General features: G+C 75.7%; 18 protein-coding genes. 11 read left to right on the top strand and 7 right to left on the bottom strand.

From position 1 onward, the window contains the following. Positions 1-184: 184 nt before the first annotated feature. Positions 185-646 carry an SsgA family sporulation/cell division regulator gene (locus AC07D6_RS19955; protein ID WP_315880744.1) on the bottom strand — a complete coding sequence of 154 codons (462 nt, stop codon included), beginning with the start codon at positions 644-646 and terminating at the stop codon, positions 185-187. 498 nt (positions 647-1144) lie between these two features. Here AC07D6_RS19955 and AC07D6_RS19950 point away from each other — a divergent pair, with 498 nt between their 5' ends. Further along, entirely contained in the window at positions 1145-2320 is a 1176-nt protein-coding gene (locus tag AC07D6_RS19950; RefSeq protein WP_479046082.1) for a serine hydrolase domain-containing protein, read from the top strand. A 33-nt stretch (positions 2321-2353) separates the two neighbouring features. Here the strand turns inward: AC07D6_RS19950 and AC07D6_RS19945 are convergent, their stop codons facing one another. Together AC07D6_RS19945 and AC07D6_RS19940 are read right to left on the bottom strand one after the other, a co-directional pair. After that, entirely contained in the window at positions 2354-3205 is an 852-nt protein-coding gene (locus tag AC07D6_RS19945) for a helix-turn-helix domain-containing protein (RefSeq protein ID WP_479046080.1), read from the bottom strand. A gap of 17 nt (positions 3206-3222) precedes the next feature. Next, the gene (locus AC07D6_RS19940; RefSeq protein WP_479046077.1) at positions 3223-3972 is read right to left on the bottom strand and encodes a DUF6879 family protein; all 750 of its coding nucleotides are present in this window, start codon (positions 3970-3972) and stop codon (positions 3223-3225) included. A gap of 172 nt (positions 3973-4144) precedes the next feature. Here AC07D6_RS19940 and AC07D6_RS19935 point away from each other — a divergent pair, with 172 nt between their 5' ends. After that, a complete protein-coding gene (locus tag AC07D6_RS19935) occupies positions 4145-4342 on the top strand; it encodes a hypothetical protein (protein ID WP_315880741.1) in 198 nt (65 codons plus the stop codon). 353 nt (positions 4343-4695) lie between these two features. Here AC07D6_RS19935 and AC07D6_RS19930 read toward each other — a convergent pair whose 3' ends face one another. Further along, a complete protein-coding gene (locus tag AC07D6_RS19930; RefSeq protein WP_479046074.1) occupies positions 4696-5073 on the bottom strand; it encodes a DUF4180 domain-containing protein in 378 nt (125 codons plus the stop codon). 84 nt (positions 5074-5157) lie between these two features. On the opposite strand from AC07D6_RS19930, the gene AC07D6_RS19925 reads away from it, so the two are divergent. Together AC07D6_RS19925 and AC07D6_RS19920 are read left to right on the top strand one after the other, a co-directional pair. Further along, positions 5158-5820 carry a class I SAM-dependent methyltransferase gene (locus AC07D6_RS19925; RefSeq protein ID WP_479046072.1) on the top strand — a complete coding sequence of 221 codons (663 nt, stop codon included), beginning with the start codon at positions 5158-5160 and terminating at the stop codon, positions 5818-5820. A 107-nt stretch (positions 5821-5927) separates the two neighbouring features. Further along, on the top strand, positions 5928-7661 hold the full coding sequence (locus AC07D6_RS19920; RefSeq protein WP_479046070.1) for a fibronectin type III domain-containing protein: 1734 nt from the start codon (positions 5928-5930) through the stop codon (positions 7659-7661). A 338-nt stretch (positions 7662-7999) separates the two neighbouring features. Here the strand turns inward: AC07D6_RS19920 and AC07D6_RS19915 are convergent, their stop codons facing one another. Together AC07D6_RS19915 and AC07D6_RS19910 are read right to left on the bottom strand one after the other, a co-directional pair. Further along, a complete protein-coding gene (locus AC07D6_RS19915) occupies positions 8000-9628 on the bottom strand; it encodes a penicillin-binding transpeptidase domain-containing protein (RefSeq protein ID WP_479046068.1) in 1629 nt (542 codons plus the stop codon). A 121-nt stretch (positions 9629-9749) separates the two neighbouring features. Continuing rightward, a complete protein-coding gene (locus tag AC07D6_RS19910) occupies positions 9750-11561 on the bottom strand; it encodes a dolichyl-phosphate-mannose--protein mannosyltransferase (protein WP_479046066.1) in 1812 nt (603 codons plus the stop codon). 72 nt (positions 11562-11633) lie between these two features. On the opposite strand from AC07D6_RS19910, the gene rsmI reads away from it, so the two are divergent. The 7 genes from rsmI (at position 11634) to AC07D6_RS19875 (ending at position 18936) form a co-directional block, all read left to right on the top strand. Then, entirely contained in the window at positions 11634-12512 is an 879-nt protein-coding gene (rsmI, locus tag AC07D6_RS19905) for a 16S rRNA (cytidine(1402)-2'-O)-methyltransferase (protein ID WP_315881727.1), read from the top strand. 72 nt (positions 12513-12584) lie between these two features. Then, positions 12585-13049 carry a hypothetical protein gene (locus AC07D6_RS19900; protein ID WP_315881728.1) on the top strand — a complete coding sequence of 155 codons (465 nt, stop codon included), beginning with the start codon at positions 12585-12587 and terminating at the stop codon, positions 13047-13049. 148 nt (positions 13050-13197) lie between these two features. Then, entirely contained in the window at positions 13198-14067 is an 870-nt protein-coding gene (locus tag AC07D6_RS19895; RefSeq protein ID WP_479046062.1) for a TatD family hydrolase, read from the top strand. 187 nt (positions 14068-14254) lie between these two features. Then, entirely contained in the window at positions 14255-15823 is a 1569-nt protein-coding gene (locus AC07D6_RS19890) for a ubiquitin-like domain-containing protein (RefSeq protein ID WP_479046208.1), read from the top strand. Continuing rightward, complete coding sequence (gene rsmA / locus AC07D6_RS19885) at positions 15820-16677, top strand: 16S rRNA (adenine(1518)-N(6)/adenine(1519)-N(6))-dimethyltransferase RsmA (RefSeq protein ID WP_479046060.1); 858 nt, start codon at positions 15820-15822, stop codon at positions 16675-16677. Before AC07D6_RS19890 ends, rsmA begins: the two co-directional genes overlap by 4 nt. After that, the gene (locus AC07D6_RS19880; RefSeq protein ID WP_479046058.1) at positions 16674-17567 is read left to right on the top strand and encodes a 4-(cytidine 5'-diphospho)-2-C-methyl-D-erythritol kinase; all 894 of its coding nucleotides are present in this window, start codon (positions 16674-16676) and stop codon (positions 17565-17567) included. Before rsmA ends, AC07D6_RS19880 begins: the two co-directional genes overlap by 4 nt. A 52-nt stretch (positions 17568-17619) precedes the next feature. Beyond that, entirely contained in the window at positions 17620-18936 is a 1317-nt protein-coding gene (locus AC07D6_RS19875; protein WP_479046055.1) for an acyltransferase family protein, read from the top strand. A gap of 199 nt (positions 18937-19135) precedes the next feature. Here the strand turns inward: AC07D6_RS19875 and AC07D6_RS19870 are convergent, their stop codons facing one another. Beyond that, the gene (locus tag AC07D6_RS19870; RefSeq protein WP_479046053.1) at positions 19136-20260 is read right to left on the bottom strand and encodes a hypothetical protein; all 1125 of its coding nucleotides are present in this window, start codon (positions 20258-20260) and stop codon (positions 19136-19138) included.

Raw genomic sequence — 20260 nt, 5'->3', positions numbered from 1 at the left:
GGCTCCTCGGGCGGAGTCCCCAGGCGGGGCCCTGCTGACGGGGTCCCTCGGGTGGGGCTCCGCGGGCGGGGGCCCTCGTGCGGCGGACGGGAGCCGGACAGGAACCGTACGGCCGCCGGTGCGCCGTCCGGGTGAGGCCCCGTCCCGCCTCAGCCCCGTGCCGCCACTCCGCCGGCGCGCGCGATCAGCGCGCGGCCGGCGCGGTGGCGGCGGCGTACGTCCGCCGCAGGAAGCCGCGCAGCGCCGACGAGTCGAACTGGACGACCTCCGTGCCCTCCGGCGAGTGGAACTCGACCACCGTCTGCACCCGCCCGCACGGCCACACGTCGACGTCCCCGTCGTGCGCGGGCGCCCGCAGCCCCGTCTCCAGCAGCGTGCGCGGGCACGACCAACTGCCGCCGGGCAGGACGAACCGCACCGCTCCCGGCTCCGTGCCGGGGTCGTAGCGCAGCGCCACCGGCACCGGCCGGGACAGCGGGCCGTCCGTCACGACCATGCCCCGCGCCCGCACCTCCACCGGCGGGCCGGCCCGTACGGACCCCACCGCCCCGGCCGGTTCCGCGGCCCGCACGGCCGCGCGCGGACCGTCGGAGCGGGTCTCCCCGCCCGGACGGGCCTCTTCGGGGTGTACGTCGGCGGGGCACATCACGGGCTCCTCACACTTGCCAGTACCTGCTCATACCGCGTACCCCCCACTGTCCCACCCATCCACCGACCCCGCCCGGCGCCGCTTCCGCGCCTCCGCCGCCCCTGCACGGGGTGCGCGGGAGCGGCCGTCGCCGACCGGCCGGACACCGCCGAACACCCGGGAGCGGACGCCGCGCGCGTACGCGACGGATCCGGACACGCCCGTGTCCGCGCCCACCGGTCCCGTCCCGGTCACCGCCCATCGGGCCCGTCACCGTGGTCGTCGGTCCTGCCACCGTCCGCCGGGCCCGTCACCGTGGCCGCCGTCGCGGCGCACGCCCCGCCCGGCGAGCCGTTCGCGCCCGGCGAGCCGTTCGCGTCCGGGGAGCCGGTGCGCGGGCACCGCCCGGAGTCGCCGTTCGGCGCCGGCCCGGCCGCGAGGCGGACCCGGAATCCGGGCGGGATCCGGGCCGTTGCACCATGGGGTGAGCGACCCCGAGAGAAAGTGCGGGCAGAGGTGGACGTCCAGGGCACCGTGGACCCCGGCTTCGAGCCGGTGAAGGACGCGTTCACGCGCAACTTCGAGCAGCGCGGGGAGCGCGGCGCGGCGGTCGCCGTGTACCGGGACGGCCGGAAGGTCGTCGACCTGTGGGCCGGCACGCGGGACGTCGACGGCGGTGCGCCGTGGGCGGTGGACACCGCCCAGGTCGTACGGTCCGTCACGAAGGGCGTCGCGGCGGCGGTGCCGCTGCTGCTGCACCAGCGCGGCCAACTCGACCTGGACGCGCCGGTCGGGACGTACTGGCCGGAGTACAAGGCGGCGGGCAAGGAACGGACGCGCGTACGGCACCTGCTGGCGCACCGGGCCGGTGTCCCCGTGTTGGACGCGCCCCTGTCGCCCGAGGACGCGCTGGACGCGGGGAGCCGCTTCGAGCGGGCGACGGCGGCGGTCGCGGCCCAGGCCCCGGCCTGGGAGCCCGGCACCGACCACGGCTACCACGCGCACACGTACAGCTGGCTCCTCGCCGGCCTGGTGCAGCGCGTCACGGGCCGGTCCATCGGGCGGTGGGTCGCGGAGGAGGTGGCCCGCCCGCTCGGCCTCGACCTGTGGCTGGGCCTGCCCGACGACGAGGCGCACCGCGTCGGCCGCGTCGGCCGGCTCGACGAGCCGCCCGCGTCGGCCTCCGGCGGCCTCGTGCTGCGCCCGAAGCGGTCGGTGGCGGAGGCGTACCGGGACGCGGGGTCGCTGACGCGGCGGGCCTTCGCGGTGATCGACCCGGCACCGGACGAGAACGCGCCCGAGTACCGCGCGGCGGGGCTGCCCGGCTCGGGCGGCATCGCCACGGCACGCGCCCTGGCCCGGTTCTACGCGGCGCTGCTCGGCCCCGTGGACGGCCACCGCCTGTTCGCCCCGGCGACCCTGGCGCTGGCCCGCACGGAGGAGTCGGCGGGCCCCGACCGCGTCCTGGTCGTCGGCACCCGCTTCGGCCTCGGCTACATGCTGCACGGCCCGGCGTCCCCGCTCCTCGCCCCCGGCTCCTTCGGCCACCCCGGCAGGGGCGGCTCCCTCGCCTTCGCCGACCCGGAGTCGGGCATCGCCTTCGCCTACGTCACCAACGGCATGCGCAAGGGCGTCACCGCGGACCCCCGCGCCCAGGCCCTGGTGCGGGCGGTGCGGAAGGCGAACGGGTAACCGGCCGGGGAGCGCCGCGCCCGACGCGCCGCCCTACTGGCCGTCCAACTCCCGGCGGGCCTCGTGGATCACCCGCTGGGCCTCGGTTCCGAAGACGGCGGACTCGCGCAGGGTCCGCCAGACCCGCTGGTGCGTGACGACGCTGGCCTCGTCGTCGAGCCACAGTTCGGCGTGCCAGGTCTCGACGACCACCTGTTTGTCGTCGTAGATCCAGAACCCCGTGCCGGGTGGGAGCTTCAGGGCGGAGCCGAAGGGGACGATGCCCAGCTCCACGGTGTCGAGCCCGATCACACCGCTGAGCCGGTCGAGCTGCGCGGCCAGCACGGAAGTCGGGCAGATCCGGGAGCGGAGGACGCCTTCCCAGAGCAGGATGTGGTACCGCCTGCGCGCGTCGTACAGCCCTTCCTGCCGCTTCATGCGGCTGCGCACCGCCTCCTCGACGTCCCGCTTCGAGCGGTGCAGCTCAGCGAAGCGGGACAGGACGGCACGTGCGTAGTCGGGGGTCTGCAGGACGCCCACGACCCACGACGACTCCCACGCGCGCAGCACCGACGCGTCGGCGTGCGCATGGTTGTGGGCTTCCTGCACGGGACGGTGCCCACCGGCCAGTTGCCGACGCCATGAACGCTGCCGGGACTCCAGTCCGTTGAGTCGCGCACGCAACTCGTCCAGCGCGTCGGGCGCACCGACGGCCTCGCACCAGGCCCGCAGGTCCTCGGCCGTCGCCGTCTGACGGCCGTTCTCCAACTTGTACACCTTGGAGTGCGGCCAGCCCAGCCGCTTCGCGAGGGCGATACCGGTGAGCCGGCCGCCGGGCCCGGACAGACGCAGCTCCTTGAGCCTCGCGCCGAGAGCCTCACGTGCCTGCTGGAAGTCCGTGCTCACTGGTACACGGTAACCCCCTACTCGATGGCGGCGACCTCCGTGGCGAACGCCTCGCGCCGCACGGCGTAATGCCATGCCCGATCGCGGAGTTGGGCGTAGCGGACGACTTCTGCGGGTTCGGTGATCAGTTCGACGTCGACCAGGTTGTCGTCGTCGTCGAAGTTGAGCAGCGCGACGAGCCGGGAGTCGAAGATCCAGAAGTCCTCGGCCGGTAGGTCCAGGCGTTCGGCGTCGTCCCGCCACATGTTCCGGATGTCCTCGCCGATTGCGGTGTTCTTCTCCGCGTGGGCGAGGAGGTAGCGCTGCCCGGGCGTCGGCTGCCGGTCCACCACGCGCACCCGGCCCACCGTCGCTCCCTCGGACGTCTTCTTCCGGATGGTGGTCGCCCAAGGGCTGTTGAGGTCCCAGGACGGAGTCTGCCCGCGGAGGAACTGGGCGTACGTCTCCGTCGCCTCGTCCGACGCGTACCGTCGCCGTGTCTCCAACCGCCACGCCGTGTGCTCGAACACTTCGAAGAGTTTGCCGAACGCTTTGAGGTCGATGATGCGAGGCACGCGGTTCACTTCCTTGGGGCCGAAGTCGACGAGCAGCTCCCGGGGTACGACGATCGGCACCTCGCCCGGCGACAGGTGCCGCAGCCGCCCGACGTCCTCGGGGTCCAGGGGCGGCCCGTGCACGATGATCTCGCCGCTGTCCAGGTCCTCGTGAATGCTGGGGCAGCCGCCCTCGCCGCTACCAGTGCCGTTGAAGCGTAAACGCCGTGCCATGAACACATCCTTCCGGTAGGCCGACTCCGCTCAGCCTTCCGGATGTGACCCATCGTGCGGTACTGGTTTCCGCGGAACACGGGGGACCGTGGGGGAACATTGCCCCGTTGGTCGAGAACAATTGAGAACATTCCGTAGCGCTCCTCAACTTCCCCTCCCTAGCGTCCCGTCCATGCGGACGACGACGGCCATGGACGGCCCCGTACACCTCGCCCTGCCCGTGCCGGAGCCGAAGGGCACGCCCGGCTGCCGGGTGTGTGCCGCCCTCGTGGCGGAGCGCGCCGCCGCGCGGCGGCGGGGCGACCTGTCCAAGGTGTCCGACTGCAACGTCGAGCTGCGCAACCACGAGCACCGGACGGCGCCGCGGTGAACACCGGTGCGGAAGGCGCGGCGGGCACGGAAGGCGCGGCGGGCACGTCGGGCACGGAAGGCGAGCCCCTGCGGTCGCTCACCCTGCGGGTCTCCCGGGACGGGGGACGCACCTGGGGCGCCCCGCGCGCCTACCGCGTCACGGACCGCCCGGGCCCGCTGGGGTCGAGCGTCTGGCCGCCCTGCCTCTGCCCCCGCTGCGCGCGCGATCCGCGCTGAGCGGTCGGCCGCCCCCGTCCCGGCCTCACCCCCGGCCCCGACCGTCCCCGACCCCGACCGCTCCCGCCCCGGTCCCGGCCACAGCACCGGCCGCCCCCGCCCCAGCCGTCCCGGTCTCGCCCCCGTCCCGGTCGCTCAGGGCTCCAGGCGGTCCGTCAGGTCCCGCAGGGTCGGGACGAACCACGTCTGCGTGCCCCTGTTGCACTCGCGGACGAAGTCCCGCAGCGCCGGACTCCCCTCCGTGTGGCGGGAGACGTCACCGAGGACGACCAGCCCCATGCGGTAGTTCACGAACTTCTGGACGACGTCGCCCGCCACGCGCGTGCGCAGGCGGAAGAACGCCTCGTCGAAGCGCGCGACCGGAACGACGACCCACCGGGCGCCCCAGTAGCCGGCGTCGCCGATCAGGTCCAGGGCGTCCTGTTCGCCCGCCACGGGCGGGCCCTCGGCGGGGCACATCCAGACGGGGGTGCCGTGGATCGTCCGCAGGGCGGGGGGAGGAGGGGTGGTCATGGGACGGAAGGCTAGTGCCGTGCGGCGGAGGAGTACGAGGTGTTTTCCGGGGGCGTTGTCGGTGGGCGGTGCGACGATGCCCCGATGACCGGACTGAACGCCGCCATCGCCGCCCACTGGGACTCCGCCTCCGCCTCGTTCGACGACGAGCCCGACCACGGGCTCCTCGACCCCCGTACCCGCGGCGCCTGGCGGGACCGGCTGCGGCGGTGGCTGCCGGAGGGGGCGTGCGACGTGCTCGACGCGGGGTGCGGTACGGGCTCCCTCGCGCTGGTCCTCGCCGAGGACGGGCACCGCGTCACCGGGGTCGACCTCGCACCGGGCATGGTGGCGCGGGCCGGGGCGAAGTTCGCGGCGGCGGGGCTGTCGGGGCGGTTCCTGGTGGGGGACGCCGCGCGGCCCCCCGTGGGGGAGCGGCGGTTCGACGTCGTCCTCGTGCGGCACCTCGTGTGGACCCTCCCCGAGCCCGAGGCCGCCCTCCGCGCGTGGACCGGGCTGCTGCGGAGCGGCGGGCGGCTCGTCCTGGTCGAGGGGCGGTGGGGCGAGGCGGGGCGGGAGCCCGAGCCGTACGTCCCCGGCGGTGAGGCGCTGCCCTGGGGCGGGGGCGTGTCCGCCGGGGTACTGGCCGGCGTCGTCGCGCCGCTCGTCCGCGACCTGCGCGTCGAGCGGCTCGACGGGGACGCCGCGCTGTGGGGGCGGCCCGTCGACGACGAGCGGTACGCCCTCCTGGCGTGGGCACGGGCATGACACGGCTGTAGCATTCGCGCCCTGGCGGAAACACCGGCCCCACCCGTACCGCCGCCCCCCCACGTATGCCGTCCCTACTGACGTGGGCTTGAAAGGTCGACCCTTCTGTGATCACTCGCACCAGGGCGGGAGCGCTGGCCACCACGGCCGTGCTCGCCGTCACCGGCGGTCTGCTGACCGCCACCCCGGCCGCCGCGGCCTCCGTCTGTTCCTCGCCCAAGTGGCGGGTGCAGTTCTACGCCAACACGACGCTGAGCGGCACGCCGAAGGCGACCTTCTGCGAAAGCGCGCTCAACCAGAACTACGGCCTCGGCGACCCTCCCGGCGTCACGCTGCCGAAGGACAACTTCTCCGCCCGCTGGACCCTCACCCGCGACTTCGGTTCCGGCGGCCCCTTCACCTTCACCGCCGAGTCGCAGGACGGCGTCCGCGTGTACGTCGACGGCGTCCGCAAGATCGACGCGTGGCGGAACGTCACCGCCACCCAGCGGCGCACGCTCAACCTCTCCCTCCCGGCCGGCTCCCACACGATCCGCGTCGACTTCGCCGCCTGGACCGGCGCCGCGAACGTCAAGTTCACCTACGCGCCCCGCACCGCCTCCACCGTCGACAAGGTCCGCCCGCTCGCCCCCACGGGCCTGGCCGTCAGCCACGACCGGACCATCAACAGGGCCACCCTGGTGTGGCTCCGCAACAAGGAGATGGACATCGCCGGGTACCGCGTGTACCGGCGCCCCGCCACCTCCACCGCCTGGTCGCGGGTCAGCGGCACCGGCCTCGTCACGTCCGACACGTACGCGAACCTCCCGCCCGCCACCGGCGAGACGTACTTGTACGAGGTCCGCGCCGTCGACAAGGCCGGCAACGAGTCGACGGGCAGCGCCGACCGGTCCGTCGTCAGCGTCGACCGCACCCGGCCCGCCTCCCCGACCGGCCTCACCGGCGCCGACGCGCGGGGCGGGGTGACGCTCCGGTGGACGGCGGTGCCCGACGCGGCGCGGTACACCGTGTTCCGGCAGAAACGCCCCGTGAACGGGGAGACCCAGCCCGTCGTCGAGGCCGCCACCGTCACGTCCCCCACCTGGACGGACACGACCGCCCCCGAACGGGCCGACTACACCTACTCGGTGAGCGCCGTCGACGCCGCCGGAAACGCCTCCATCCGGTCCGCCGACCTGACCGTCACCCGCGGCGACCACCCGCCCGCCCCGCCGACCGGCGTGACCACCGCCGACAGCCGCTACGGCGTCTACCTGCAGTGGTCCGGGTCCACCAGCGACGACGTGGCCGGATATCGCCTCTACCGCGACGGGGAGCTGGCCGTGGACCGCATCGGCAGGGTCGTGGACAACACCACCCGGCCGTACACGTTCGCGTACGAGGACAGCAATGCCGAGTACGGTGCCACGTACGAGTACGTCCTGGCCGCCGTCGACCGCTCGGGCAACGAGACCCGCGCCGCCGCCGTCACGCACACCACCCCCGGCGACCGCGTGCCCCCGGCCGTTGTCACCGGCCTGACCGCGACGCCCCGCGAGGACGGCGTACTGCTGGAGTGGAAGCCCAACGAGGAGCCGGACCTCAAGCGGTACGACGTGTACAGGGCCACCTGGTTGGGCGACGGCCCCATCGGCAGTGAGGACGGGGCGTGGGCCATCGGCCAGATCGCCTGGCTGAACGAGACCGACACGAGCTACCTGCACAAGGCGACGCAGGACGGTGAGACGGTGCTGTACGCGGTCGTCGCCACCGACGACTGGGGCAACAGCCGCGCCCCGCGCACCGGGCAGGAGTTCGCCTGGGTCACGGTGACCGAACTGGGCACTCCCACCGAGGGGTGAGCCGCGCCGCCGCGCCGCCGCACGCGCGGCGCGGCGGCCGTACGCGGCGTCGGTGGCCCACCCGGCGCGGTGGCCCACCCGGTGTGCGGCACCAGCCCGCTCCCGGCTCGATGCCCGCCGCCATCGGCCCGGCCGCCGCGATGCGCGCCGTGCCGGGCTCTCCGCCGAGCTGGGCCCCGCCGTGCCGGGTGCGCTGCCGAGCCGGACGCGCCGGGTGCCCCGTGGAGCCGGACGTGCCGGATGCACCGGGCGTGCCCCGCCGGGCTCCCCATCGGGCCGGGCCCCCGCCGGGCCGGCCGGCGTGGGGCCGGGCGCGGCGGTGACGTTCGGCGGGGCGGTTACCGCGCGTTCAGTACGGACGCCACCAGCGGGCCCGCCGCGTCGCCGCCGTGCCCGGCCGCCTGGACCACCGCCGCGGCGGCCAGGTCGTCGGCGAACGCAGCGAACCAACTGTTCGCCTGCCCCTGGTCGTCGACCTCCGCCGAACCGGTCTTCGCGCCCTTGTCGCCGCTCACGCCCGCCATCGCGTCCGCGCCCGTGCCGTAGCCGCGGGCGGTCGCGCGCATCATGTCGCGCAGTTGGCGGGCGGCCGAGCCGTCCATGCCGCGGGGCGCCACGGCGATCTCCCGGCCGTCGAGGGCGGCCGAGACGATGACCGGCTGCTTGAAGGCGCCGTTCTTCGCGGTCGCCGCGATGGAGGCGATGTTCAGGGCGTTCATCTGGACGGTGCCCTGCCCGATGTACTGGGTGGCGGCCACCCCGCCCGTCTCGGCGGGCACGGACCCGTCCGAGGTGGGCACGCCCGTCTGCCAGTTCATCCCGATGCCGAAGACGTCCCGCGCCTCCTTGCCGAGGGCGGCGTCGTCGTCCACGTCGTCGATGAGCTTGACGAACGCGGTGTTGCAGGAGCGCGCGAAGCTCTCCGTGAACGTCCTGCCGGCGAGGGAGAAACCGTCCAGGTTCCTGATCGTGGTGCCCTGGTACATCGCCTCGGACGGGCACTCCGCGACCCGGTCCGCGGCCACGAGGCCCTTCTCCAGCAACAGCGCCGCCGTGACGATCTTCATCGTGGATCCGGGGGCCTGCTTGCCGAGGAACGCCGCGTTCCAGCCGTCCTTCCGGTTGTTGGCGACCGCGCGTATCTCGCCCGTACTCGGCTTGATCGCGACCACGGAGGACTCGGCGTACCGCTTCACCGCCTTCTCGGCGGCGGCCTGCACCCCGGCGTCCAGCGTCGTGCGGACCTCGCCCGGCTTGCCCCCGCGCAGCGTCAGCAGCGTGCGGTCCGCGGCCTCGCCCTCGCCACTGACGACGAGTTCGACGCCGGACGTGCCGCCCGCCCGGGCGCCGTACCGCTTGCGCAGCTCGTCCAGGACCGGCCGGAGCGACGGGTACCGCTCCGCCGTCAACTCGGCGCCGTTGCGGTCGACGGCCTTGATGGCGGGCGCCCCGGACGAGGTCACCCGCAGCGCCTGGCCGTCCTTCAGCTCCGGGTGCAGGACGGCCGGCGACCAGTCGACGCGCGGCTGCCCGGTGGAGAGCCCCCGCACGACGGTGAGCCGCGACGCGTACGTCCACGGAACGCGGGCCCCGCCGTACGAGACGACGGCGCTGACCGTGAACGGCACCGTCGTCCCGCTGGGCGCGCCCGCCGTGGCCTTCACGCCCCCGACGTGGGTCTCCGTCAGGTAGGCGGACAGCGCGGTCTGCGCCGTGGCCGGGTCGTTGGTGAACCGGGCGGCCTCGGCCGCGTCGCCCGCCGCCCACGCGGCGAGGAAGCCCTTCGCCGTGGCCTCGGTCTCCTCCGCCGTGACGGGACCGGTCCTCCTGGGCGAGCCGTCGGCCGACGCGGTGGTGGTCGTGCCGCCCGTCAGGCCGTCCCACAGGTTGTACGCCCCGTACCCGACGCCCCCGGCGACGACGGCGAACAACCCGCCGACGACCGCCACCTTCGCTCCGCTGCGCATTCCGCGGTCCCCCTCCGTCGGCACGTCCCCCTGAACGTGTTCAAGATCCGCTGGGGAAACCCTATGCCGCAAAGTCGAACACGTGCGCGCCCGTTACCCGAACGGAATCAACCGGAAGCCCTCACACCCACGTATCCAGCCACATCCGCGCCCGCCACTGGTCCATCGGGATCGTCTCGCCGGTGAACAGGGGCCAGAAGTAGATGAAGTTCCACACGATCAGCAGGACCAGGACGCCCGCGCCGACCGCGCCGATCGTGCGGCGGCGCTCGGCGCGCGCGGCGTCCGCGTCCGGGGCGCCGTCCGGGGCGCCGTCCGGGCCGGGCCGGGGCGCGGCCGGGCCGAGCATCGCGCCGATCATCATCGTGACCGCCAGGCACAGGAACGGGACGAACACCACCGCGTAGAAGAGGAAGATCGTCCGCTCCTGGTAGTGGAACCACGGTGCCCACCCCGCCGCGACCGCGCAGGCGATCGCCCCGGCGCGCCAGTCGCGGCGGAAGAACCAGCGCCACAGCACGTACAGCAGCGCGAAGCACGCCGCCCACCACAGCAGCGGCGTCCCGATCGCCAGCACCTCGCGCGCGCACTTCTCCGCCGCGTCCGCCGGGCAGCCGTCCCGGCCCTGCGCGGGCGACTCGTAGAAGTACGAGACGGGGCGGCCCAGGACGATCCAGCTCCACGGGTTCGACTCGTACGTGTGCCCCGAGGTGAGGTTGACGTGGAACGTGTACACCTCCGACTCGTAGTGCCACAGGCTCCGCCACCAGTCGGGGAACAGCCACGACCACGAGCTGTCCCGGCCCTCGCCGGTCGACGCCCAGGTGCGGAAGTAGCCCTTGTCGGACAGGATCCACCCGGTCCAGGAGGCGACGTACGCGACCAGCGCCACCGGCACCGTCGACGTGAACGCCGGCAGCACGTCCCGCTTCAGCACCGCCGCGTACGGGCGCCGCGCGCCGGCGACCCGCCGCGCGCCCACGTCCCACGCCACGGTCAGCAGCCCGAACGCGGCCATGACGTACAGGCCGTTCCACTTGGTCGCCGCGGCCAGGCCCAGCGCCACACCGGCCGCCAGCCGCCACGGCCGCCACCCCAGCCGCAGGGTCTCCGCGATCCGCGCGTCCGGCCGCAGGACCCCGTCCCCGTCGACCGGAAGGGCCGCCGCGAGCCGCCGCCGCGCCCAGTCCCGGTCCACCAGCAGGCAGCCGAACGCGGCCAGCACGAAGAACATCAGCACCTGGTCGAGGAGGGCCGTGCGGCTCATCACGAAGTGCAGCCCGTCGACGGCGAGCAGACCGCCCGCCAGGCAGCCCAGGAACGTCGACCGGAACAGCCGCCGCCCGATCCGGCACAGCATCAGCACCGACAGCGTGCCGCACACCGCCACCATGAAGCGCCAGCCGAACGGGTCGAACCCGAACAGCCACTCGCCGAGCCCGATGACCCACTTGCCGACCGGCGGGTGGACCACGTAGCCCGGGTCCACCGGGACCTGGACGGCGCCGGGGTCCGCCAGGATCGTTTTGTCGACGTCCTTCGGCCACGACCCCTCGTAGCCGTTGTGGATCAGCGCCCAGGCGTCCTTGGCGTAGTACGTCTCGTCGAATATCACCGCGTGCGGCGAGCCCAGGTTCCAGAACCGCAGCACGCCCGCGACCAGCGCCACCAGCAGCGGCCCGCCCCACGGGGCGAGGCGCAGCAGGACCCGCGCCGCCCGCGGCGGCAGCCCGAGCCCGGCCCACGGGCGGAGCGACGCCCGCGCGTACGGCGGCACCAGCCGCTCCCGCAGCCCCGGCACCCCGCGCGGGGCGTACCCGAACCGGCGCAGGCGCCGCTCCCACGAGGGCGGCTCGTGTCCCCCGAGGGGGCCGGCGGCGGGCCCGCCCGGGCCGTCCTGTCCGTGCAGGGCCTCTGGCGCAGTACTGGTCACCGCGCCATCGTAGGGAACGCGCCCGCGCGACTCGCCCGGCCGGGCCGCCCGCGCGGCTGCGAGGATGGCCCCGTGACAGGAACGCTCGTACTCGCAGGTACCCCGATCGGCGACGTCGCCGACGCCCCGCCCCGCCTCGCCGCCGAGCTGGCGGAGGCCGACGTCGTCGCCGCCGAGGACACCCGCCGGCTGCGCCGCCTCACCCAGGCCCTCGGCGTGCAGCCGCGCGGCCGGGTCGTGTCGTACTTCGAGGGCAACGAGGCCGCGCGGACGCCCGAGCTGGTCGAGGCCCTCGCGGGCGGCTCCCGGGTGCTGCTGGTCACCGACGCGGGCATGCCGTCCGTTTCCGACCCCGGCTACCGGCTGGTGGCCGCCGCCGTCGAACGGGACATCAAGGTCACGGCTGTGCCCGGCCCGTCCGCCGTGCTCACCGCGCTCGCCCTGTCGGGCCTGCCCGTCGACCGGTTCTGCTTCGAGGGCTTCCCGCCCCGCAAGGCCGGCGAGCGGCTCGCCCGGCTGCGGGAGGTCGCCGCCGAGCGCCGCACGCTCGTCTACTTCGAGGCCCCGCACCGCCTCGACGACACGCTCGCCGCGATGGCCGAGGTGTTCGGCGCGGACCGGCGCGCCGCCGTGTGCCGGGAGCTGACCAAGACGTACGAGGAGGTCAAGCGCGGCGGCCTCGGGGAGCTGGCCGCGTGGGCCGCCGAGGGCGTACGGGGAGAGATCACCGTCGTCGTCGAGGGCGCCCCCGCGTCCGGGCCCGCCGACCTCGACCCGGCCGAGCTGGTCCGCCGGGTCCGGGTGCGGGAGGAGGCGGGGGAGCGGCGCAAGGAGGCGATCGCCGCCGTCGCCGCCGAGGCGGGGTTGCCCAAGCGGGAGGTGTTCGACGCCGTCGTCGCGGCGAAGAACGCCGGAGGAAACAGCCCGAACGCGGGCAAAGAGCTATCGTGAAAAGCACAGCTCTCACCCGTTGAGGCACGCCGCCAGCGAAGGCGTCCACCGCGGCGGTGGGAAGGAACCGGCATGAGCGAGACCTCCAGCATCCCGGTCGGCCACGAGGCGTACGCCTTCGCCTGCATGAGGTGTGGTTACGGCTGGGAGCAGGCGTACGACATCGAGCACCACACGGACATCACCGGTCACGACTTCGTCGTCTACCGCAGCGAGGGCCGGCGCGTGCCCTCGCCCCTGTCGAAACCGACGTGCCCCAACTGCGGGCGGCACGTGGTGCGCATCATGGGCCCCGGCCGGATCTCGACGGTGCTCGACCACGGCGAGCACCCGGCCGCCGGGTCCGGCGCGACGCTCCGGAGGGCCGCCATCCCGGTGGCGACGGCCGGGCCGATCGGCCAGGAGCTGGAGGAGAAGCCGCCGCCCGGCGCGGACGCCGCGGCGGGACCGGAGGCGGCCGGTCCGTCCGGGGCGACCCGCGTGGGGGAGCCGGAGCCGCGCCGCAGGCACCTGCCGCACCTGTTCCACCGGAGGTGACGCCGCCGGTGGGGGCCGAGGCCGGTCGGTGCCGGTCGGTGCCGGCGCCGGTGGGGGCCGCCGGTGCCGGTGAGGGCCGGTGGAGCCGACGGGGGCCGGTGCCGGCGGGGGCCGGGGCGGGGGCTTCCGCACGATCTACGATCGGGGCATGAGTGCCAAGGACGCCCCGCCGCCGCTGCCCGAGCCCCTGCCCGTCGCGGTGGCCGACTCGCACACCCACCTCGACATGCAGTCCGGCACGGTCGAGGAGGCCCTGACCAAGGCCGGGCTCGTCGGCGTCGAGACCGTCGTCCAGGTCGGCTGCGACCTGAAGGGCTCGCGGTGGGCGGCGGAGACGGCCGCCCAGTACGCCAACGTCCACGCCGCCGTCGCCCTCCACCCCAACGAGGCGCCGCGCATCGTGCTCGGCGACCCCGACGGATGGTCGCGCCAGGGCGCGCGGGAGGCCGGCGGGGACGCGGCGCTCGACGACGCGCTCGCGGAGATCGACCGGCTGGCCGCCCTCGACCACGTGAAGGCCGTGGGCGAGACGGGCCTCGACCACTTCCGTACGGGACCCGAGGGCAAGGAGGCGCAGGAGCGCTCGTTCCGCGCCCACATCGAGATCGCCAAGCGGCACGGCAAGACCCTCGTCATCCACGACCGCGAGGCCCACGACGACGTGCTGCGGGTCCTCGCCGAGGAGGGCGCCCCGGAGCGGACCGTCTTCCACTGCTACTCCGGCGACGCCGACATGGCCCGCGTCTGCGCCGAGCGCGGCTACTACATGTCCTTCGCCGGGAACGTCACCTTCAAGAACGCCCAGCCGCTGCGCGACGCCCTCGCCGTCGCCCCGCTGGAGCTGGTCCTCGTCGAGACGGACGCGCCGTTCCTCACCCCCGCTCCCTACCGGGGCAGGCCCAACGCGCCGTACCTGATCCCGGTCACCGTCCGCGCCATGGCGGACGTGCGGGGGGTCGGGGAGGAGGCCATGGCGACGGCGATCGCCGAGAACACCGCGCGGGCGTTCGATTACTGAGCGGCGGCGGGCGGGCGTAGCGACACGGCGACACGACGCTGAGTAGCCGAGTGGCTTTGGAGAGTGACGGCTGTTCGACTAGGGTCCCGGCCTCGTGAAGACCTCACGAGGCAGTCACCGGACCCCCGCCGGCTCCCGCCGCGCCGCCCGCCACCGCACCACCGAACCGTCCGCCGCCCCGCACCCCATCCCGCCCACCCCCGAGTGCCCTGCTGGGAACTCCGTCCGGCGGCCCGCCCAGGACTCCGCCCCGCCGGCCGAATCACCCGCCGAACCGCCCGGCGCCGAGCCCTCCGCCCCGCGCTCCACCAAGGCCGCCCCGCGCTCCACCAAGGCCGCCCCGCGCTCCACCAAGGCCGCCCCCCGCCCCGCTAAGCCCCCCACCCCACCAGCCGAACCCCCCACCTCGCCCGCCGAACCGCCCGCCGCCAAACCCCCCGCCAAGGGCCCCGCCCCGCGCCGCTCCAAGGACCCCGCCCCGCGCTCCGCCGCCCCGCGCCGCGCCAAGGCCGCCTCGCGCTCCACCAAGGCCGCCCCGCGCCGCGCCAAGGCCCCCACCCCGCCAGCCGAGCCCCCCACCTCGCCCACCGAACCGCCCGCCGCCAAGCCCCCCATCCAGCCCCCCATCCAGCCCCCCGCCAAGCCCCCCGCCGGGCCGCGTCCCGGGGACGGGCTGCGGCGGCTCGTCCCGCAAGCCCTCGTCCTCGCCGTGCTCGCCGGCGGCACCAGCGCCTTCGTCGCGGACGACAAGGCGATCCGGCTCAGCGTCGACGGCGCCCCCCGCACCCTGCACACCTTCGCCGACGACGTCGGCGAGCTCCTCGCCGCCGAGGGCATCGCCGTCGGCGCGCACGACCTCGTGTCCCCCGCCCCCGGCGCCGCCCTGGCCAGCGGCGACGAGGTCGTCGTCCGCTGGGGCCGCCCCCTCGACCTGGACCTCGACGGCCGCGTCCGCCGCCTGTGGACCACCGCCCGCACCGTCGACGAGGCCCTGCGCCGGTTCGGCGTCCGCGCCGAGGGCGCCCACCTCTCCCGCTCCCGCTCCGCCCCCATCGACCGCGACGGCCTCGCCCTGGCCGTCCGCACCGAACGCGCCGTGACGTTCCTCGCGGACGGCCGGGAGCGCACCGTCCGCACCAACGCCGCCACCGTCACCGAGGCCCTCACCCGCGCCGGGATCGCCCTGCGCGGCCAGGACACGACCTCCGTACCGGCCGACGCGTTCCCCCGCGACGGCCAGACCATCACCGTCCTGCGGGTCAGGGACGACCGGGAGACCCGCGACGAGGCCATCCCGTACGCCGTGCGCCGCGTCGACGACCCGGACCTGTACCGGGGCACCGAGGTCGTCGACCGGCAGGGCCGCCCGGGCCTGCGCCGCGTCACGTACGAGACCCGCACCGTCAACGGCGTCCGCCGGCACACCCGCCGGACCGGCGCCGCCGTGGTCCGCGAGCCGGTCGCCCGGATCGTCCGCGTCGGCACCAAGCAGCGGCCCGGCTCCGTCGCCGGCGCCGACGGCCTGAACTGGGCCGCCCTCGCCCGGTGCGAGTCCGGCGGACGCCCCGGCGCCGTCGACCCCTCCGGCACGTACGGCGGCCTCTACCAGTTCGACACCCGCACCTGGCGCTCCCTCGGCGGCACCGGCCGCCCCCAGGACGCCCCCGCCGCCGAACAGACATACCGGGCGAAGAAGCTCTACGTGCAGCGGGGGGCGAGTCCGTGGCCGCACTGCGGCCGTAGGCTGTATCGGTGAGCACCACTGAGCCCGACGCCCTCCTCGGCCCCGCCGACATCCGCGAACTGGCCGCAGCCCTCGGGGTACGCCCCACCAAGCAGCGCGGCCAGAACTTCGTCATCGACGCCAACACCGTCCGGCGCATCGTCCGCACCGCGGAGGTGCGCCCCGACGACGTCGTCGTGGAGGTCGGCCCCGGACTCGGCTCCCTCACCCTCGCCCTGCTGGAGGCGGCCGACCGCGTCGTGGCCGTCGAGATCGACGACACGCTCGCCGCGGCGCTGCCCGCCACGATCACCGCCCGCGCGCCCGAGCGGGCCACCCGCTTCTCCCTGGTCCACTCCGACGCCATGGACGTCCGGGAGCTGCCCGGCCCGCCGCCCACCGCGCTCGTCGCGAACCTGCCGTACAACGTCGCGGTGCCCGTCCTGCTGCACATGCTCGACCGCTTCCCGACCATCGAGCGCACGCTCGTCATGGTCCAGGCCGAGGTCGCCGACCGGCTCGCCGCCCGCCCCGGCAACAAGGTGTACGGCGTCCCCTCGGTGAAGGCCAACTGGTACGCGGAGGTCCGGCGCGCCGGCGCCATCGGCCGCAACGTCTTCTGGCCCGCGCCCAACGTCGACTCCGGCCTCGTCTCCCTCGTGCGCCGCGACCCGCCGAAGACCACCGCTTCCAAGCGCGAGGTCTTCGCCGTCGTCGACGCCGCCTTCGCACAGCGCCGCAAGACCCTGCGCGCCGCCCTGGCCGGCTGGGCCGGGTCGCCCGCCGCCGCCGAGGCCGCGCTCGTCGCGGCCGGAGTGTCCCCCCAGGCCCGGGGGGAGTCCCTGACCGTCGAAGAGTTCGCCCGTATCGCGGAGGCCCGAGCGTGAGCATCACCGTACGAGTCCCGGCCAAGGTCAACGTCCAGCTGGCGGTCGGCCCCGCCCGCCCCGACGGGTTCCACGACCTGGCGAACGTGTTCCTCGCCGTCTCCCTGTACGACGAGGTGACCGCCACACCGGCCGAGTCCCTCCGCGTCACCTGCGAGGGGCCCGACGCGGACCGGGTCCCCCTGGACCGTACGAACCTCGCCGCGCGCGCCGCGGAACTCCTCGCCGCCCGGCACGGCATCACCCCCGACGTGCACCTCCACATCGCCAAGGACATCCCCGTCGCGGGTGGCATGGCCGGCGGCAGCGCGGACGGCGCGGGCGCCCTCCTCGCCTGCGACGCGCTGTGGGGCACGGGCGCCAGTCGCGCCGAACTCCTCGACATCTGCGCCGAGTTGGGCAGTGACGTGCCGTTCTCCCTCGTCGGCGGCGCGGCCCTGGGCACCGGTCGCGGCGAGCACCTCACCGAGCTCCCCGTCGGCGGCACCTTCCACTGGGTGTTCGCCGTCGCCGACGGCGGCCTGTCCACGCCCGCCGTGTACGCCGAGTTCGACCGGCTGGCACCGGACGTCCCCGCGCCCGCCGCGTCCCCCGCCCTCCTCGACGCGCTGCGCGCCGGCGACCCCGCCGCCCTCGCCGGTGCCCTCGCCAACGACCTCCAGCCCGCCGCCCTCTCCCTGCGGCCGTCCCTCGCCGACACCCTCGCCGCCGGGACCGCCGCCGGGGCCCTAGCCGGGATCGTCTCCGGCTCCGGCCCCACCACGGCGTTCCTCGTCAAGGACGCCGAGGCCGCCGGGTCCGTCGCCGCCGCGCTCGTCGCGTCCGGCACGTGCCGCACGGCCCGCACGGCCACCTCGCCGGCGCCCGGCGCCCGGGTACTCACCGCGTGACTGAGTAGGCGTACTCTCCCGGCCCCCGCGGCCGGGAGGCGACCCTTCCCGCATGCCACACACGGGAACGGGACTCGACGCGCGGTACCTCGCCGCCCACACGCCCGCCACCAGGGACCGCTACGTCGACCTCCTGCGGGTCGCGTCCCTGGCGGCGGTCGTCCTCGGGCACTGGCTGATGGCCGCGGTGACGGCCGACGGGAAGGTCGGCAACCTCCTCGCGGTCGTGCCCGCCCTCCAGGTCCTCACCTGGGGGCTCCAGGTGATGCCGGTGTTCTTCTTCGTCGGCGGCTTCGCGCACGCCCTGTCGTACCGGTCCCGGCCCGCGTACGCCGCGTTCGTCCGGAGCCGGGTGCGGCGGCTGCTCCGCCCGACCGCCGTCTTCGCCGCCGTGTGGGGCGCGGCGGCCCTCGCCGTCCAGCTCCTCGGCGGCGGGGACGGCCTGACCGGCACGGCGCTGCGGCTGGTGGCGCAGCCGCTGTGGTTCGTCGGCGTCTACCTGGCGATGGTCGCGTTCACCCCGCCGCTGCTGCGGCTCCACCGGCGGTGGGGCTGGGGTGCGTTCGCCGCGCTGGCGGGCGGGGCCGCCGCGGTGGACGCGCTGCGGTTCGCCGGGGACGTGCCGTACGTCGGGTTCCTGAACTTCGCACTCGTGTGGCTCGCCGTCCACCAGTTGGGCTTCCTCCGCGCGGACGGCCGCCTCCGGGCGCCCCGGGTCCCGCGGGCGCTGGCCGCGGCGGGGCTGGCGGGTGCGGTGGCGCTGGTCGCCCTCGGGCCGTACCCGCTGTCGATGGTGGGCATGCCCGGCGAGGAGGTGTCCAACATGGCGCCCCCGACGCTGGCCCTGCTGTGCCACGGGGTGTGGCTGGTCGGCGCGGCGGAGCTGCTGCGCGGCCCCGGGACGCGGCTCGCCGCCCGCGCCCGCGTGTGGCGGGCGGTCGTCGCGGCGAACGGGATCGCCATGACCGCGTTCCTGTGGCACCTGACGGCGATGCTCGGCGTGTACGGCGCGATGCTCGCGCTGGACGTGCCGCTGCCGGAACCGGCGTCCGGCGCGTGGTGGGCGCAGCTCCCGGCGCGGGTGGCGGTGGCGGCGGTGGTGACGGGGCTGCTGGTGCGGGTCTTCCGCGCGGCGGAACACCCGGGGACGGCGCCGCCGTCCGGGGCCGCCGCCCCGGGCCCCCGCTCCGCGGCGCCGGCCGTCCTGGGAGTCACCTTGAGCCTGCTGGGGGTGCTGGGCCTGTCGGCGGTGGGCTTCGGCGGGCTGCTGGAGGGGCACAGCGCGGTCCTGGTCGCGGTCCCCGTCACGGCCCCCCAGGCGCTGGCCCTCACCCTGGCGGGCTGGCTGCTGGTCGAACTCCGCCGCTGACCCCGCCGCCCGGCCCGCGGACGGCCCTCTCGGACGGGGGACCGGGACGGGGCGGGGCGGGGCACGGCGGGCGCCCCGCCCGGAAGGGCGCCCACCTGGAGGGGTGCCCGCCTGGAGGAGCGTCCGTCCGGAGGGGCGCCCGCCTGGAGGGGCGCCCGACCGGTCAGGACGGGACCCGTCCGGAGGGGCGCCCGCCCCGTCAGGACGGGGCCTGGCAGTGGTGGAGGGTGGCGGACGCCGCCGCGAAGGACTTCAGCGCCGCCCGCAGCGACGCGTGGTCCAGCGCCAGCCCGTCGTCCGGGACGATCTCGTAGACCCCCGTCCCGTCCGCCCCGGGGCACGTCGCCGACATCCGGTAGTGCCCCGACGGCGAGTCCGCCGCGCCGCCCGCGGGCAGGGCGCCGCCCCCGCCCGACAGCGCCGCCTCCCCGTAGGGCCCGTACGACGCCGTGAAGGTGTACAGCGGCGTCCCGAGCCCGCTGCCCAGCACGCACCGCTCCACGGGCGCCGGCTCCGCCGGGGTCTCGGCGGCCGTCCCGGCGCCCCACCGGCGCGCGGTGGCCGCGTCCACGATCCCCCGGCAGGTGCCGGACGCCTCCGCCAGCGGTCGCCGCGCGTCCACGACCGGCGCGGCCACCTCCCGCACCCGCTCGGTGCCGCCCGCCGCGTCGCAGCCGGTGCGCCGCGCGTACGACAGGGCCGTGTCCGTCAGGGCGGAGACGAGCCGGGCCCGGGCCGCCCCGTCCTCGAAGGACCGCCCGCCGGCGAGCCGCCCGTCCGCCGCCGCGAGCAGCCCGTCGCCGGACTCGTCGCCGCAGTCCAGCAGCAGTACGACCCGCCCGCGCGCGCCGTCCGTGCGGTTCGCGCCGTCCGCAGGGGTCGCGCCGTCCGCGCGGTTCGCGCCGCCGACGCCGTACGAGAAGGAGCCCGTCCACCCGCCGCCCAGCGGCACGGCGCCCTCGCCCGGGTCGATCGCGGCGTCCGGCCCGAACGGCTCCTCGGCGTTGCGCATCCGCACCTCGAACCCGGCGCCGTCCGCGCCGCCCGGGGCCGAGACGGAGCAGTACCAGCCGTCCTGCCGCAGCCCGCTCGACGCGGTCAGCCCGGTGTCCGGCAGGAGCGCCCGTACGCGGTCGGCCGCCAGGTCCCCCTCGCAGGCGCCGTCCAGCGCGCTCCCGGTGCCGCTCCAGGCGTCGTACCCACCGGACAGCCAGAACGCCCCTCCGGCCACGACCGCGACCGCCGCCGACGCGACGGCCGCCAGCCGCACCCCGCGGCGTCGCCGGGGCGCCCGGCCGGTCCGGTCCCTGCTGTCCTCGTTCAT

The sequence above is a fragment of the Streptomyces sp. NPDC045287 genome, from assembly GCF_056432325.1.
This window is presented reverse-complemented; position numbering and strand designations above follow the sequence as displayed.